This window comes from Psychrosphaera algicola, assembly GCF_028401425.1.
Lineage (GTDB): Bacteria > Pseudomonadota > Gammaproteobacteria > Enterobacterales > Alteromonadaceae > Psychrosphaera > Psychrosphaera algicola.
The window spans coordinates 2,691,983-2,709,025 of the sequence record NZ_JAQOMS010000002.1; the positions used below are offsets into that span (position 1 = coordinate 2,691,983).

At 42.1% G+C, this 17,043-nt stretch carries 11 protein-coding genes and 5 pseudogenes; 6 read left to right on the top strand and 10 right to left on the bottom strand.

All coding sequences use genetic code 11. The features are described from left to right. Positions 1-85: 85 nt before the first annotated feature. The 4 genes and pseudogenes from PN838_RS14650 to PN838_RS14660 all read right to left on the bottom strand — a co-directional run bounded on the left by PN838_RS14650 (position 86) and on the right by PN838_RS14660 (position 5,502). Entirely contained in the window at positions 86-2,335 is a 2,250-nt protein-coding gene (locus tag PN838_RS14650) for a GNAT family N-acetyltransferase (protein WP_272181152.1), read from the bottom strand. A 33-nt stretch (positions 2,336-2,368) separates the two neighbouring features. After that, the gene (locus PN838_RS14655) at positions 2,369-3,913 is read right to left on the bottom strand and encodes a 3'-5' exonuclease (RefSeq protein ID WP_370661112.1); all 1,545 of its coding nucleotides are present in this window, start codon (positions 3,911-3,913) and stop codon (positions 2,369-2,371) included. Next, positions 3,890-4,728 (bottom strand): annotated as a pseudogene (locus PN838_RS27405) (UvrD-helicase domain-containing protein); the annotation flags it as partial. The gene PN838_RS14655 and the pseudogene PN838_RS27405, both read right to left, overlap by 24 nt. A gap of 57 nt (positions 4,729-4,785) precedes the next feature. After that, on the bottom strand, positions 4,786-5,502 hold the full coding sequence (locus PN838_RS14660) for an HAD-IA family hydrolase (protein WP_272181153.1): 717 nt from the start codon (positions 5,500-5,502) through the stop codon (positions 4,786-4,788). A 313-nt stretch (positions 5,503-5,815) separates the two neighbouring features. Here PN838_RS14660 and PN838_RS14665 point away from each other — a divergent pair, with 313 nt between their 5' ends. From PN838_RS14665 to PN838_RS14685, 5 genes and pseudogenes are all read left to right on the top strand, one after another. Next, positions 5,816-6,151, top strand: a complete 336-nt coding sequence (locus PN838_RS14665) for a hypothetical protein (protein WP_272181154.1) — start codon at positions 5,816-5,818, stop codon at positions 6,149-6,151. A gap of 10 nt (positions 6,152-6,161) precedes the next feature. Next, positions 6,162-6,374 (top strand): hypothetical protein, encoded by a 213-nt coding sequence (locus tag PN838_RS14670; protein WP_272181155.1) that lies wholly within the window; start codon positions 6,162-6,164, stop codon positions 6,372-6,374. After that, positions 6,359-7,537, top strand: coding sequence for an HAD-IIB family hydrolase (locus PN838_RS14675; RefSeq protein ID WP_272181156.1), 1,179 nt, complete (start codon positions 6,359-6,361; stop codon positions 7,535-7,537). The genes PN838_RS14670 and PN838_RS14675 overlap by 16 nt, the downstream gene beginning before the upstream one ends. A 12-nt stretch (positions 7,538-7,549) precedes the next feature. After that, positions 7,550-8,793, top strand: a pseudogene (locus tag PN838_RS14680) (glycosyltransferase family protein). Positions 8,794-8,805: 12 nt separating this feature from the next. Further along, positions 8,806-10,565: pseudogene (locus PN838_RS14685) on the top strand (alpha-amylase family glycosyl hydrolase). 81 nt (positions 10,566-10,646) lie between these two features. Here the strand turns inward: PN838_RS14685 and PN838_RS14690 are convergent. The 6 genes and pseudogenes from PN838_RS14690 to PN838_RS14710 form a co-directional block, all read right to left on the bottom strand. Further along, the gene (locus PN838_RS14690; RefSeq protein ID WP_272181157.1) at positions 10,647-11,111 is read right to left on the bottom strand and encodes a methyltransferase family protein; all 465 of its coding nucleotides are present in this window, start codon (positions 11,109-11,111) and stop codon (positions 10,647-10,649) included. Between the two features lie 61 nt (positions 11,112-11,172). Then, positions 11,173-11,337: a DUF1272 domain-containing protein gene (locus PN838_RS27410; RefSeq protein WP_370661042.1), complete on the bottom strand. Its 165-nt coding sequence runs from the start codon at positions 11,335-11,337 to the stop codon at positions 11,173-11,175. 139 nt (positions 11,338-11,476) lie between these two features. Continuing rightward, complete coding sequence (locus PN838_RS14695; protein ID WP_272181158.1) at positions 11,477-11,656, bottom strand: hypothetical protein; 180 nt, start codon at positions 11,654-11,656, stop codon at positions 11,477-11,479. Positions 11,657-11,719: 63 nt separating this feature from the next. Continuing rightward, positions 11,720-11,905 carry a hypothetical protein gene (locus tag PN838_RS14700; RefSeq protein WP_272181159.1) on the bottom strand — a complete coding sequence of 62 codons (186 nt, stop codon included), beginning with the start codon at positions 11,903-11,905 and terminating at the stop codon, positions 11,720-11,722. Then, positions 11,902-12,561 carry an HD domain-containing protein gene (locus PN838_RS14705; protein WP_215964494.1) on the bottom strand — a complete coding sequence of 220 codons (660 nt, stop codon included), beginning with the start codon at positions 12,559-12,561 and terminating at the stop codon, positions 11,902-11,904. Before PN838_RS14705 ends, PN838_RS14700 begins: the two co-directional genes overlap by 4 nt. 135 nt (positions 12,562-12,696) lie before the next feature. Continuing rightward, a pseudogene (locus tag PN838_RS14710) lies at positions 12,697-14,879 on the bottom strand (S9 family peptidase). 596 nt (positions 14,880-15,475) lie between these two features. Here PN838_RS14710 and leuA point away from each other — a divergent pair. Further along, positions 15,476-17,038: pseudogene (gene leuA / locus PN838_RS14715) on the top strand (2-isopropylmalate synthase). The last annotated feature ends 5 nt before the right edge of the window (positions 17,039-17,043 follow it).

The following is a 17,043-nucleotide window of genomic DNA, read 5'->3' on the forward strand; positions in this document are numbered from 1 at the left end:
AATTAACTTATAAATAAATTAAACTAATCAAAATACCTAATACATACGTATCAATAAGTTGCTAGGTGCTTTCTCACTATGTTTGCTACATTAAATTCATTCGATATTGTACTGCCTGTCGGACTGCGCTTTGCCATTGTTTGTCAGACGATAAACCAAACTGAGATTGCAACTCTGCTCGGCTGAGTCCGTCATTAAACCAGGCAGAAAGTAGGTCATTTGCTTTTGACTGTTTCGTCAGGCGATACAACGCCAATAGGCAGTTATCTGGTAATCGAAAATGCTGGGTCAGGTAGGTTAAATCCACCATGTCCTGATTTGTCAACGTATGGGGGATTTCTGGGCACTTATTTGACTGCGTAATATCGAGTTCAAATAATGCCGTAAACCAAGATTCGGTTAACCATTTTTTTCGTTCATCTATAAATTTTAACTCTGTCGTTAATGATGCAACAAAACGTTGATTGACTGTGTTGTAAAACGCTCTTGATGCCGAAGTTAGACATTTCCACATCATTAACGATAGCTCACCCGTTGAGGCCTCGGGCTTTAATCCTAATCTCGCCGCAACAAAACGATTATTTTTCCAAAAACGCAATAAACTCTCTGTTAACCCAAAACTGGTACACAAAAAATCTACGCCTGTTGCTATCGAATATGCTTCGATTGTAGAGACTAATTTACTGCCAATGCCAAAGCTCTGCAGTTTAGGGTGCACAGCAATACGCACAATTCGGCTGTAGTGGTAATTACCGGCGTGTTTAAACCCTCCGTGATTAAGTAAGGATTGAGGGAATAAATGGCCTCTTGGCCGACGTCGACCCTGACAGATCTGCTCAGCAAGCGGCCCTTCAATTTCACCTTCTTTAGCCACGAGTGCCGCAGCAACGACAACGCCTTGGTCCTCGGCAAGCCAAACGGTCATATTTGGACTGTCCAACAGTAGCCTTAAGTCGTTAGGTGATGTTCGATAATGGGCATGCACTAACAGCGCAAATATCTGATCAGTTAACGTTATATTGTTAGCGAGTTCTGCTTGTTCAACAGGATAAATATTGAGTTGGGTTAGGGCATTAGCCTCAGATCCTGATGTCGCCGGTACATGTGGCGTTAATCGAGTATGTATCGCCGTAATATCCGCTAACTCAACGTCTAATGCCAACAGGCGGTTTACAATTGGCTCTAAGTTGTCATGTGCTGACCATCGTATTGGCTGACTGAGTTCAATGTATTCGACAGTCTCAAAATAGGTGTGCAGCGCTGGCTTAAGTTTATATTCAAACCCGCGCCCCGTGCCTTCATAACCATGTTGGGTAGAAGCCAAAATACAACAGCTGTAATGATTAAAAACAGGCGACAGCATTTGAATTGGAATGGCGGCAGCTTCATCTATCAAAACATAATTTGCGTCAGGTAATAACAAGGCGAGTTGATCAGGTGCGACAAACTTCACTTGCCACTCATAAGGAGACTGACGGTTCGAATAAATGGAATTTCCTGAGCGCTCAACCGCTGATTGGCTTGCGCAAGCTAAGTGATAAAAGTGCGACATTAACCCCGATACAGAATCAACAAGTGGACACGTTAGAACAATTGTTAAGTCAGCTTCATTCGTTGAACAAGTGCTTAACTTTGCTTCAATTAACTGCCAAGCGGCAATCGCCAAACTTGTGGACTTACCCCTGCCTCGGTCGGCAGTTAATACCAGCGCCCGTTTTTGATTTTGGTTTGCTAACGCTAATATCGATGTAACAGCGTTGGTTTGATCGGTAGTAATACAACCAAAATCTAAACCTTGTTTTACGTTTATATCGGTTTTTACATCAATGCTTTGAAGCCGTACTGGCGCCAGTTGGTCGACTATAGAATGCTCAGATTGAAAGATCTTAATTACCGAAGGTGCGGCAGTCAAAAGTGTAACCAACCGCTGGATAAAATGATGTTCGATTTGGTCAAATTTAAACGGTTCAACACAAACTCGGTTCAATTCGGGATCTGCAAACATAGGCCAGTGTTCAATACTTGGCGTCACCAGAATAACCAAACCACCTCGTCGTACTGTGCCCGCCAATGCCCCAAAAGCATCGGGATTAAACCCAGCAAAAGCATCAAACATTATGATGTCCGATTCTTGGCCTAATTGCTTTTTATACTGCTTAGTTCGAATATCGTGAACTTGGTGGAAGGTACTTTGGTTATTTTCACGCGAACCAAAACGCACAATATCAAGGGGTTTGTCGCTATCAATTGCATTGAATTCACGAGATAACCAATTTAAAGTCCAATCCGCCTCGCCTGCGAGCCAAAGTAACCCACGCTGCTGACTGAGCCGCAATTGCGATAGGATACCTTAGCAAGTACATCGAGGTTAGATTTTTGTTAATTTAGCGTAAGTTGTCACAAGCCACTTAGCACCAAACTGATCAAAATTAACCTGAATACGGGAGTTGTCACCATCTCCTTCACAGTTTAACACTGTACCTTCACCAAATTTTGCATGTTGCACGCGTTGGCCTAGACCAAAGGCACTTTCAGAAAACTTTATGTGGCTGGCTGAAGCACCATAGTTGCTTTTCGATTTTGATTGGCCAGATCCGTAGCCCGTCGAACTACCATACTGAGAACTCGGTTTGTAACCGCTGTTAGCATTTCCTGAGCCACTGCCGCCTTGACCGTAACTCGACTGTCTTGGCTGACTGGTAGTTAGCTTGATTTCATAAAGACACTCTTTTGGGATCTCTGAAATAAATCGCGATGGTCGGTGATAATGCTCTTGTCCATACATCCGGCGAGATTCGGCGTGTGTTATGAATAATTTTTCCATCGCACGGGTCATACCGACATACGCTAAACGACGTTCTTCTTCTAGTCGTTCCGGCGCATCCGAGCTTTGTTGACTCGGGAACATACCTTCTTCAACGCCAACCAAAAACACCATTGGGAATTCAAGTCCTTTTGCACTGTGCAATGTCATTAACTGCACCGCATCTTCAAAGGCGTCAGCTTGAGATTCACCAGACTCTAATGATGCGTGGGATAAAAATGCCGCTAACAGAGGCATTTCCTGCATGTTTTCGTCAGGTTCATATTGGCGACACGCGGTGACTAATTCTTCTAAGTTTTCGACTCGAGTTTGTCCTTTTTCGCCTTTTTCAGCTTGGTACATTGCTTTTAAACCAGACGACTGAATGACTTGGTCAGCTTGTTCATGTAGCGGTAAATCGGCAACACCAGTTTCTAGGTTTTGTACTAAATCCATAAATCCACGCACAGCCGTCATTGCTCTTGCTGCCATGGCTTTTTCGTCTATTAGTCGGCCAGCGGCCTGCCACATAGTTAAATTTTGGCTACGTGCGGCATCACGGATGGTTTGCAGTGATTTTTCACCGATACCACGGGCCGGAGTATTAATAACACGTTCAAATGCAGCGTCATCGTCACGGTTAGATACCATACGTAAATAGGCGAGTGCATCTTTGATTTCTTGACGTTCAAAAAATCGTAAACCGCCGTAAATTCGGTACTTAATGCCACTTTGTAATAAGGCTTCTTCCAGCACACGTGACTGAGCATTGTTACGATACAATATGGCGGTTTCTGATAATGAACCACCTTCTTCCTGCCATTTTTTAATATTACCCGCCACAAAACGAGCTTCGTCTAAGTCGTTAAATGCGGTATAAAGCCCAATCGGGTCGCCTTCACGCCCTTCCGTCCACAAGTCTTTGCCAAGTCTGTCACTATTATTAGCAATAACTGCATTGGCCGCTTTTAGAATATTGGCGGTAGAACGATAGTTCTGTTCGAGCCGGATCATTTCTACCGATTCGAATTCTTTTTGGAAATTGTGAATATTTTCAACACGAGCCCCGCGCCAACCATAGATTGATTGGTCATCGTCGCCAACAATCATCACATGTGCTGCTGGAATATCATCTACCATTGCGCCGGGGTTACTCCCAGACAACAATCTGATCCAGGCATACTGAATGCTATTGGTATCTTGAAACTCGTCCACCAATATATGGCGGAATCGCTTGCGGTAGTGGTTTAAAATATCGCTATGCGTGGCCAATATCTCATGACTGCGGAGCAGTATTTCGGCAAAGTCGACTAAGCCAGCACGGTCACAGGCTTCTTGATACGTTTTGTACACCTGCAACATGACCTGTTCCGTTGGATCAAACGACTCGATATGTTTTGGTCGTAGCCCTTCATCTTTTTGCCATTGATGTACCACATGCATTGTTTTGGCGGATAGCGCTTTTCATCCAAATTTAGGCTTTTCATTACACGGCGAATTAACCGATGCTGATCGTCAGAATCCAAAACTTGAAAGCTTTCAGGTAAGTTGGCTTCACGAAAGTGCGTTCGTAAAAAGCGATGCGCCAAACCATGGAATGTGCCTATCCACATGCCACTTGAACCATAAGCAGAGCCCACCGCTCCGTGGCCTAATAGTGACTCTAAACGATGGCGCATCTCCGCCGCCGCTTTATTGGTAAACGTTACTGCCATAATTGAAAATGGCGAAACTTGATGAGCGCGGATCAAAAAACCAATACGGGAAATCAATACTTTGGTCTTTCCCGAACCCGCACCTGCCAAGATCAGCATATTTTGCGGTGCCGCAGTCACGGCTTCATATTGACGTTCATTGAGTTCGTTTAGCTTTAAAGTCTGAGTATCTGCCGAACCTGTATCGGCCGACGGAATATAAACGTCCATACAAAAATAACCTTTTAATGGCAAAAGAGATCGAAAAACTGGATCTATAAACAGGTATTATAACAGCTGTAACAAATCATCCAAGTCTGAATATTCACCATCGGCTAAATGGCTTAAAGGATTGATTTTTTGCTCAGGGTTAAACCACAAACTTGAACAGCCCGCATTTAGCGCGGCACCTACATCTGTCTCTGAGTTATCACCCAAGTGCAGAATATGTTGTGGAGCAATATCCAGCTGCTCTGCCGCTTGAATTAACATATCAGGATAAGGCTTCATTCGAACATCAGGCTGCCCCGCTCGATAATACGCCGCAAAATAAGGCGCAAGGCCAATGCGTTCAATGTCAGCATTACCATTTGTTGCGGCGATCAATGGAAAGCGCTCAGCCAGTTTCGCTAGCACATCAAAAGTCTGTTGCGGCACCACAAAATCAGAACGCGCAGTATAAAACACATCAAATATGTGACTATTCAGCGCTTCTATGTCATGACCGGATAAATCAAACATGGCTAAACCTTGTCTAATCATGGTTTTTCGCCAATGCGTAACATCGTGACGAATTTCAGGATCGTCAATTGCCAGCTGCCACTTTAACGCTATCCAAGGGTCAATGCCCACTTCCTTAGCTGCGGGAACCCGTTCACAAACCGCGTCAAATTGGGCCTGTTCTGCACGGACAATCACTTCGTCGTTGTAATAAAGGGTGTCGTCCAAATCAAAGCTAATCGCTTTAATTTGCGCACCAAAGGGTCGATTAAAACGCAGTGCCACAAAAACCTCTCATTAAGAAATCAAATTCGCGTCAGTCTAACACGGCCGATTCGTCGACAACACTGTACTTGTAAGAGATAAATCTCATTTAACAGCTGAGCTTAAATGGCCTATAGATACGGCGCAAAGGCGTCAAAAACCGTGTATTTTTAAAATGAAAATGGCATTTAACCCGATACTGGCACGTTTGTTGAAGATTTGTTCACTATCAGATTTATTAAGTTCACTAATTTGTTGTGGCAACTGAGATACTCAGAATCTAACGAAAAGCCCTAAATCAGTAGGCAGAGACGCCAATAAAGGCGGAGGACAGATGGAAAATAGTTTTATAAAAGACTTTATCGCTAAACATAAACTCGGTGGATCATTTTGTGACATTGCACCAAAATGGTTCATTCCAGTAGCAAAACAAGTCTTACTTAAATCCACGACGAAATCTGCACCTCTGTTTATCGGTATTAATGGCTGCCAAGGTTCGGGCAAGTCAACTTTGACCGACTTTATTGCCGATTACCTTAGACAATCTGCAGGATTAACGGTTGCTGTTTTATCTCTTGACGACTTTTATTTAGATAAAGACGACCGCAATAAACTTGCAACGACAATCCATCCCTTATTTAAAACCCGTGGTGTGCCAAGGTACACATAATACAAAATTAATGCGCCAAGTATTAATGGGATTACGACAAAACAACTTACCCATTGCGCTGCCTCGATTTAATAAGGCCACTGACAATCCACATCCAAAATCTAGCTGGCCGGTGATTTCTGAGACACCTGACATTGTAATCTTTGAAGGCTGGTGCTGGGGCGTTCCCCACAGACTGAGGAAGAACTTGCTTCTCCAACAAATACATTGGAAACCGATTTAGATAACACCGGGGCTTGGAGAACATACAGTAACTCAATGATTGAGAAAGAATATTCGCCCCTTTATTTAATTATGGATTATTGGCTGATGTTAAAGGCACCTTCTTTCGAATGTGTCTCCCATTGGCGAAAAGAACAAGAACATAAACTTGCGGAAAAAACGCAGGGAACCGGTACCGCAGTGATGTCCGATAGCGAAGTAGAAACTTTTATCCAACACTATCAACGTCTTACTGAACACAGCTTAGAGCACGTGCCATTTATCTCTAATATCGTACTAGAGCTAGAATCACAATCGAAATATTTTGTCCGCCAACGGACTGGAGCAATAAAGTTGTACAGACAATTAATCATATTCACCGATCTCGATGGCACATTACTCGACCATCACAGCTACAGTTATGCTGCTGCATTGCCGATGCTAGAGAAGTTACAAGAACACCATATTTCGGTTATCCCAAATACATCTAAGACTTTTGCAGAAGTACAACAACTACGTAATGAATTAGCGCTGCAAACTCCTTTTGTCGTCGAAAACGGCGCGGCAATTTATATTCCCGACGGATTTTTTGACCAACCACCAGCAGATTGTGAGTTAAAAAATGGGTATTGGCGAAAAGCCTTTAGCCGGGAACGTAATTACTGGCTTGAGCTTATAACTGCCAATAGCAAAGACTTAGACGGTGCGTTTAAAGGCTTCTCCAAAATGTCGGATGAAGAACTGAGCTTAGCGACTGGGCTGTCAACAATCGATGCGAGCCAAGCCAATGACCGTCAATTCAGCGAACCCTTACATTGGTTGGGCACAGAACAACAAAAAACCTTGTTTAGTAATCGCATGAAAAGTGCCGGTGCAAACGTGCTACAGGGCGGTCGATTTCTACACATTAGCGGTCAGTCGAATAAAGGCATAGCACTGCGTTGGTTAACTCAAGAATTTTCGCGTCAAAATACAAATACTCAATTCAAGTCTGTTGCTTTGGGGGACAGCTTTAACGACAACGACATGTTAGAAAGCGCTGACATAGCCGTACAGATCAAGACATCCAAACACGATTTTCCAAAGCTCTTTCGCACTGATGCCATTTGGCAGAGTACAAAGATGGGCCCCAAGGGCTGGGCCGAATGTCTGGATCAAATATTAACTCAAGAATTACAAATCTAATGGAGCAATAACATGGCTGACTTTTATCAAAACGGTATAGTTACAACACTGCATAACCTGACAAATCGCAGTATCGAAGATCTCGAGTCTGAACTTACCGAGTTCTCTAAAAAGCGGCCTCTAGGTCTCATTTTACCTTCGCTTTTTCTGAATTAGAAGGTAAAGCATTACCCGATATCATCAGTAAAATAGCTGAAGTCCCTTATCTTTCTCAAATTGTAATCGGCCTCGACCGTGCAAGCCTTGACGAATACAAACACGCAATCAACTTCTTCTCTACCTTGCCTCAACACCACAGGATCCTATGGAATGATGGCCCAAGATTGCAAGCACTAGACAAAAAATTACAAGCATTAAATCTAGCGCCTACGGAGTTAGGTAAAGGCCGAAATGTTTGGTATTGCATGGGTTATGTATTGGCCTCTGGTAAAGCAGAATCGGTCGCCCTGCATGACTGCGATATTTTAACCTATGAACGCAGCCTACTGGCTCGTTTGATTTATCCAGTGGCAAATCCACAATTTAACTACGAATTTAGTAAAGGCTATTACGCCCGCGTCGCTGACAAAAAACTCAATGGCCGAGTCGCTCGACTACTCGTTACTCCGCTGTTAAAAGCCCTCAAAAAGGTATTAGGCGACAATGATTATTTAGAATATATGGACAGTTTCCGATATTCATTATCTGGCGAATTTTCGTTCCGTCGTGATGTATTAACTGACTTAAGAATTCCAAGTGACTGGGGCTTAGAGATTGGGGTGTTATCTGAAATGCACCGCAACTTTGCATCAAACCGCATTTGTCAGGTCGATATTGCAAATAACTACGACCATAAACATCAGGACTTATCACTTGAGTCTACCGATGGTGGTCTAAGTAAAATGTCGATAGACATTTCCAAAGCACTGTTTAGAAAATTGGCGACTCAAGGTTATATTATAAATGCTGAAAACATGCGTACCATTAAAGCGACTTACTTCAGAATTGCATTAGACTATATAGAAACCTATCGAAATGACGCGATGATTAACGGCTTAACGTTAGACACTCATACCGAAGAAAAGTCAGTTGAGATGTTCGCACGTAATATCATCGAAGCCGGTGAGAGCTTTATCGCTAACCCAATGGAAACGCCATTTATTCCGTCTTGGAATCGTGTCGTGAGCGCCATGCCAAATGTATTAGAAGAATTGAAGCAAGCTGTTGAAGAAGACTTTGAAGAGTTTTCCAAGATAGCACAACCAAACGCAGTATAAAAAGGAGCCACTATGAACGACGCTGTTACCGAGCTTAGTCAAAAGTTAGAACATCAGTTAGGGCTCATCTATGCCGATGTTACATTGGACCGTTCTATCCAAGAATTTCGCCAGCAATTGCTAGACGAAATGCGATTAGGTGCCGAGGTAAAATCCCCGGTTCCTTTTGCCAATCATTGGGACGAAAAAGACATGATCTTGATCACCTACGGTGACAGTGTCATTCAGTTAGGTGAAAAGCCATTAAAAACCCTTGATGGCTTTATGGATAAACACTTTGGCTCAAGTATTAACAGTGTTCATATATTGCCGTTTTTTCCTTATAGTTCAGACGATGGGTTTTCCGTCATAGACTATTCGAGTGTTAACGAATCACTCGGTGATTGGTCTGATATCTCAGCTATCGCTGGCAAACGAAAGCTAATGTCCGATCTGGTAATCAACCACTGTTCTAGTCGTAGTGTGTGGTTTGAAAACTTCATAAAAGGCGAGGGCAAAGGTAGCGATTACTTTTTACGGCCCAACCAGACGATGACTTATCTGCTGTAGTTCGGCCTAGAACTAGCCCTCTGCTTAGAGAAACAGAAACAGCACAAGGCACAAAACATGTTTGGTGTACCTTTAGTCACGATCAGGTCGATTTAGATTTTCGCAATCCCGACGTCTTGATCGCGTTTGTTTCCATTATTCGCCAGTATCTCGATGCTGGCGTATGTATTTTCCGCATGGATGCCGTGGCGTTTTTATGGAAAATTGTTGGTTCAAACTCAATAAACTTAATGCAAACCCATGAAATTATTAGGTTATTGAGAACCCTGATCGAACATGCCGTTCCAGAAGCCGTGATCATTACCGAAACCAATATCCCTAACACCCAAAACTTAACTTACTTCGGCAACGCCAATGAAGCGCATTGTATCTATAATTTCTCGTTGCCGCCGTTACTGGTCAATACGTTAATTACCGGCAGTTGTTTGTACCTTAAACGTTGGTTAATGAGTATGCCACCTGCACAAAATGGCACATCGTATTTCAACTTTATCGCATCGCACGATGGGATCGGTTTAAGGCCTGCAGAGGGCTTGTTGAGCGACCAAGAGCTCAATAGTCTCGTTAGCACAATGCAAAACTTTGGTGGTCGCGTCAGTTGGCGGACAAGTGAAGATGGTGAGCAAAAAGCCTATGAAATTAACATTGCCTTATATGATGCATTGCAGGGCACTGTAAATGGTGAAGATAAATGGGGATTGGAGCGTTTCATCTGTGCACATGCCGTCATGTTTGGCTTAGAAGGGATCCTAGGGATTTACCTCCACAGTATGCTGGGTACTCGTAATGACTATGAAAAGTTAAAAAATACTCATCATAATCGTGCGATTAATCGACATCGTTGGGATTTACCAAGCTTAAACGAGCAATTGGAACAACCTAAAAACGCACACTCTAAAGTGTTGTCACGGATGTTAGAGCTTATCGACATCAGAACAGCACAACCGGCGTTTCACCCAAATGCCACCCAGTTTGTTTTGCACTTAGGGTTACAATTATTTGGTTTTTGGCGACAAAGCTTAGACCGAAAACAAAGTATCTTTTGTGTCAGTAACATTAGCGATCAACCACAAACTCTCAGATTAAGTGAAATCAATTTAATCGCAACAGATCCATGGGTTGATTTAATAACAGCACAAACCATTGAAGACACAACAGAAGATGTGACGTTAACACCATATCAAACGGTGTGGCTGACAAATTACGCAGGTGAGAATAGCTAAAAAAGTCGCTATTTGATTTTTGAGATTGCCGCGATAGTAGTAAATTCACTGTCGCGGCTTATTAAAGAAGCTTTAAACAAGTTATATCCAGCGTCGAACTCGAGTTACATACTCGTCATATTCCTCACCAAACATCTGCCTTAATATTTTTTCCTCTGGCTTAATTTGAAACTGAACCATATACAGAACAAATACCACCAAAAATGCTAGGTTAGCAATAATGCCGATATAAACACACCAGCCCGTCAATACAAACAACATTCCAAGATACATTGGATTACGAGTAATACTGTATATGCCGGTCGATACAACTCGGCTTGTTTCATTAGGCTTAACTGGGTTTACTGTGGTTTTAGCTTGATCAAATTGCATCACACCTGCGGCAATTACAACAAGTCCAAACCCAGCTAAAATACCGCCAACTTCTGTCTGTCGTGCAAATTCAAATAAACTGAGATCCAATGTTTTAACAAGTGTCATAACTACCATCAAAATAATGACTAATAACACGGGTGGCAATTTCAGCTCTAACCAAGTTAACTTCATATACTTCCTTGCTTGTTGTTCAATTTTTAATATTTAAGTTTCTAATGCTTACGAATGGCACTTATTCGTTTATCTGATTCGGCTTATTTTCCCTTGTTGGTCTAAGTACCAGTGTTCCTTGACAATTGGGGCACACGTTCGCCATTGCCGTTGTACAGTCTTCACAAAAGGTACATTCGTATGAGCAAATATACGCTTTTTTTGTTCTAACAGTGAGCCAGTACATTTTTCACACGCGGATTTCATTTCTAACATAAGTGCCTCTATTTGTTAAAACAGACTCAGCTCAACTTCAACAGCTTCGTCAATAACCTTAATGCTTTTGATGGTCGACTTAGCTAATTTTTGTTTCATGTCGGTATCGTCTAATTGATAAATTGGGTATTTTTTAACGCTTTAGCGACCAGCTTCTCTACCGATTTTTTAATCTTAGGTTGTATAGCTGTTGGCACATCATTAAACGCCAATTTTGCGACCTTAGGGTTTTGTAAATAAAACGCACCTTCTTTGGTGCGATATTCAACATCACCTGTAACTCCAACCAAACCTGAACCGCCTAAACCACTAGGGCCAGAAGCGGTGATCGTCGCTTCAATATATAGCGCGTCCTAGCCAGATTTCAAGGCGATTTTGGGGTCGCTTATTTTCACCTTAACAAAGTACTTTGTGCGTTCCAGCGGCATCATTTGATCTAACTTTTGTTGGATCTCACTTTGCTGAATTGTTTTAGTCAATCCCAAAGCCCACAAATTACAACTAGCGACTAACAACAAGAAAACGAATACAACTTTCATAAATTACTCTCCAACACCTTTTCGGCGTCTATCTCTTTACTTAACTGGGACAAAAACAATTTCATAAAACGCACCCTTTTATCGGCTTCGGTCTTACCAGCATTTGTTTTCATGGTTTCAGCGGTTTTAAATAGTTTCTCATAAAAATGGTCTACCGCGGCTATTTTGCTATTGGGTTCGCGTTGTTGACAGAACGGATCGTCATTGCTGTATATTTTACTGTCGAGCTTACCCGCCACCAGCATACACCGGCTTACACCTATGGCGCCTAATCCATCAAGCCTGTCAGCGTCCTGTACTACTTGCGCTTCTAAAGTTTCAGTCGGTATTTTAGCACTGTAACTATGGGCACAAATTGCGTGATGAATCGCTTCATTATATTGGCTGTCGTAGTTCACCGAAGTTAAAAACTCAATGGCCTTATCTGCAGCACATACCGATGCACGCTTGTTATCTGGATGATTTTTAGGAAATGACACGCAATCGTGTAACCAAGCCGCAGGAACAACAACATTCAAATCAGCGTTTTCAGCATAGGCAATTTGTTTAGCTGATTGCACCACACGTTTTATATGATTCAGGTCATGGGCAGCGTCGTGAATTTGTTGCTGTTGAATAAAGTCGGCAAATTGAAGTTCGAACTGAGATAAATTCATAACTACCATTTATCAAGAAAGAGATGACGTTATGGTAATCCTTACTGAATTGTGGGTAAATAAAAAACACCACATCGAGAAATAATACCCGATGCGGCGCTATACAATTTTGCGTTCTAATCACATTTATTTAAGCTATTTTGTTATACCAACAAGGTCGAAGAAAAACGCAGTTTCCAAAGCTCGCTCTTTATAGGCTCTAAAACGACCTGATGAACCACCGTGTCCAGCCTCCATATTGGTCACAAACAGCAATTTGTTATTATCGGTTTTATACTCTCTTAATTTTGCTACCCATTTCATTGGCTCAAAGTATTGTACTTGAGAGTCATGCAAACCGGTTGTCACTAACATGTGCGGATAATCTTGTTTAGCGACTTGATCGTAAGGTGAATAGGATAGTATATACTCATACGCTTCTTTATCAGCTGGGTTCCCCACTCGCCATATTCACCGGTCGTTAATGGAATCGTGGCGTCTGACATAGTGGTCACAACATCAACAAATGGGACATGTGCGCCAATACCTAAATATAACTCTGGTGCCATATTAGCAATTGCGCCCATGAGTAAGCCTCCGGCACTGCCACCACCGGCGTAAACCTTGTTTTTGTCGGCATAACCTAGTTGTGTTAGTCCTTTAGTCACATCAATAAAGTCATTAAACGTATTCATTTTATTCATCATTTTGCCGTCTTCATACCAAACGCGACCGAGTAGCTGACCACCTCTAACATGGGCAATGGCAAACACAACACCTCGGTCGAGTAAGCTAATACGCGACGCGGAAAATACGGGTCTACAGTAATGCCATATGAACCATAGGCATATTGATATAGCGGGTTGGTGCCGTCTTTTTTAAACTTATCTTTGCGATACACCAGCGACACTGGGACTTCTTTTCCGTCGCGAGCTTTAACAAAAACACGCTCACTGCCGTACCAATTAGAATCAAATTCACCTATGACTTTGTCTTGTTTTAAAGTTTTTGCGTTAAGTGTTTTTAAGTCGTATTCCAACACCATATCCGGTGTTGTCATCGAACTATATTCCAACCGCAGTTTTTGGCTGTCCATCTGTTTGTTAACCGAAAAGGTCGCGTAATACGCTGGGTCATTAAATGGCAACATAGACGTTTTGCCTGTTGCTAACTCAATGACCCGAATTTGCGTCAAACCGCGTTCTTTTTCTTCAACGACGAGATAATCATTAAGTACGATAAAATCTTCGATAAAGACGTTTTCTCGGTGCGCCAGAACTTCCTGCCACTTGCTTTTGTCATGGCTGTCTTGTGCTTTAACTTTCATTATTTTGAAGTTTTTGGCGTTGTCGTTGGTGTAGATATAAAACCAGTCTTGTCTGTTTTCATACGTGTATTCGTGACCTTCAACCAAAGGATACAACAATTCAAATTGACCTAAAGGCTTACTGGCATCCAGTAGACTTACGCCTAACGTGGTATTAGAAGTGTGGTAAATTTCAATAAAACGGCCATCTCGGCTTTTTGAAATACTGGTATAAAACGTTTCGTCTTTTTCTTCGTACATCAGTACATCTTGGCTTTGCTCTGTACCGATTTTATGGCGATATACCTGATACGCTAAAAGGGTCTGTGGATGTCTTTTAATGTAAAAGAGATGTTGATTGTCGTTCGCCCAAATGAGTGACCCATTAGAACCCGTCAATTTGTCCGCGTATAACTTCCCCGTAACTAAGTCTTTAAATTGGATATCATAAATACGACGCCCAACGGTGTCAGACGAGTACGCCATAATTTGGTTGTTAGTGCTAACGGAATAACGGCCAATATCAAAATAATCGTGTCCCTTGGCTAGCTCGTTAACATTGAGCAATACTTCTTCTTTAGCGTCTTTGACATCTTTTTACGACTATAAATTGGGTATTCGGACTCGCCTTCATAAATTGTAATCCACCAATAACCTTGTTGTAAAAATGGCACTGTTGAATCGTCTTTTTCAATTCGACCAATCATTTCGTCAAACAACACTTGTTGAAAGGCTTCCGTGTGGGCCATTTGAGACTTGGCGTAGGCATTTTCCGCCTCAAGATGTGCCAATATTTCTGGGTTTTCACGCTTATCGTCACGCATCCAATAGTAGTCATCAACCCGAGTGTGACCATGTTGAGTCATTGGATAGGGTATTTTTTCGCAACAGGTGGAGTTAATTGCGGTGTATGCTGCGTCGATGATTGTTCGACTGAGTCGGTAGTTGATTCTGGAGTCATATTAGTAGATTGATTACATCCGATGAGAGAAAAACTAAGTACACTAAGTAATAAAAAATTAAGTGACTTAATATTACGTCGAACTAACAATACTGAGTGTGTGAATAATGTTGTGGCGTTTGTCGCCCATTGCCTAGTGACCATTGTGCTTATTTTGCCTTTTTATTTTACCTAATCAAATGATAGTCCGCTAACGCATATTTGAATAGGTGCAGTATCGTATATTGCATTCAATTTATCGACTTAACCTCGTATTTTTGCGATTTTGGCTTAGCGACTTGCCAATATTGGCCGTTTTCTGCTAAAAATAACTAGAACGTATAATAAAGAAGAAAGTTTTTAGGGCATTTTTAAATTAGAGCTTGCACTCCAATTTCATGAATGTTAAAAATTAGGTTCTAAATAGAAAAGAATATTTATTTAAAAAATGACACATTTATTCAATACAACATCTTTTTACTACTCAACCTGCTGCTGTTATCTAAGCGCGGGTCGTTTGTTGTTGTTTGAGATAAAAACAAATTCAATGAAACCCCGCCTAAGCAGCGGGGTTTTTTATACCGAAAGTAGAATCCTCGCCGCTTTAGACAAAGTGTATAAACGACAGTAAATACACAAAAGATAGGGTATAGATCAAAACGTCTTTGGCGAACTACAGGAGAAGTAACATGGCTACAACAGAACAAGATAAGGTTGTCATCTTCGACACCACATTGCGCGACGGTGAACAGGCCCTTAGAGCCAGTTTAAGTAAGCGTGAAAAACTGCAAATTGCCCACGCCATCGCCCGTCTAGGTGTTGATGTTATGGAAGTTGGTTTTCCAGTTTCATCGCCAAGGTGATTTCGACGCCGTACAAACCATTGCCAAAGAAGTTAAAGGCCCAACAATTTGTGGTTTGGCACGCGCAGTTGACAAAGACATCATCGCCTGTGGTGAAGCGTTAGCGCCAGCTGAGAAACGTCGTATTCATACGTTTATCGCAACCTCCCCAATCCATTTGGAACACAAATTACAAAAGACGTTAGAACAAGCAACTGACATGGCAGTGAAAGCCATCACGTTAGCAAAAACCTATACCGACGACGTTGAGTTTTCCTGTGAAGATGCTGGTCGTACTCCGGTTGCAGATTTAGCCTATGTTATCGAGCGTGCTATAGACGCTGGTGCAACAACCATCAATATTCCAGATACGGTTGGTTATACCGAACCTACCGAATTTGCCGAAATCATCCGTGGTATTCGAGAGCTAACACCAAATATCGACAAAGCCGTGATATCAGTCCATTGTCATAATGACTTAGGCTTAGCTGTAGCTAACTCAGTGGCTGCGGTGCAAGCTGGCGCACGACAAATTGAATGTACAGTTAATGGTATCGGTGAACGTGCAGGTAACTGTGCACTTGAAGAAGTTGCGATGATATTGCGTACCCGCGCAGAACGCTTTGGTGTTACGACTAATATTAAATCGGAAGAAATCTTCCGGACATCAAAATTAGTTAGTCAACTTTGTAATATGCCGGTACAACAAAATAAAGCCATTGTCGGCGCGAACGCGTTTGCACACTCTTCTGGTATTCACCAAGACGGTATTTTGAAAGCCCAAAATACCTATGAAATCATGAAGCCAGAACATATCGGCATGCAAAGTAACGAACTAAACATGACATCCCGTTCAGGTCGCCATGTTATTCAACATCGAATGACCGAAATGGGTTATGACAAAAATGATTATGACTTAAATGACATATACGACGCATTTTTGAAATTGGCCGACAAAAAGGTCAGGTTCACGACTATGACTTAGAGGCAATCGTCTTTAATCAATTATTGGAAGAAGAATCTGATTATTACCAATTGGCGTCTTTACAAGGGTTGTCGAGCAACTTGCCGGTAAATACAGCAACCGTTGGCATTCGAACCGGTGGCGAAGATGTCATATACAAATCAGAAACCGGCAACGGACCAATTGAAGCTTCATATAAAGCAATGCGCCATATCACGGGTGTTGAGCTAAATATCATTGACTTCAAGTTGGGTTCTAAAGGCGAAGGCGCTGACGCAATTGGCCAAGTGGATATTATTGCTGAATTTATGGGGCGTAATTTCCACGGTACTGGATTGGCAACCGACATCATCCACGCCGGGGTTAAAGCCTACATTCACGTATTAAATTTAATTCGCCGAGCGCAGCAGGTCGAAGACATTAAAGAAAAGCACCAAGGTGTTTAAGCAAA

Coding starts and splice junctions, on each gene's coding strand:
- PN838_RS14670 (WP_272181155.1), top strand. CDS start 6,162: ATGCGCCAAGTATTAATGGGATTACGACAAAACAACTTACCCATTGCG.
- PN838_RS27410 (WP_370661042.1), bottom strand. CDS start 11,337: ATGTACTGGCTCACTGTTAGAACAAAAAAAGCGTATATTTGCTCATAC.
- PN838_RS14690 (WP_272181157.1), bottom strand. CDS start 11,111: ATGAAGTTAACTTGGTTAGAGCTGAAATTGCCACCCGTGTTATTAGTC.
- PN838_RS14700 (WP_272181159.1), bottom strand. CDS start 11,905: ATGAAAGTTGTATTCGTTTTCTTGTTGTTAGTCGCTAGTTGTAATTTG.
- PN838_RS14665 (WP_272181154.1), top strand. CDS start 5,816: ATGGAAAATAGTTTTATAAAAGACTTTATCGCTAAACATAAACTCGGT.
- PN838_RS14655 (WP_370661112.1), bottom strand. CDS start 3,913: ATGATTGTTGGCGACGATGACCAATCAATCTATGGTTGGCGCGGGGCT.
- PN838_RS14705 (WP_215964494.1), bottom strand. CDS start 12,561: ATGAATTTATCTCAGTTCGAACTTCAATTTGCCGACTTTATTCAACAG.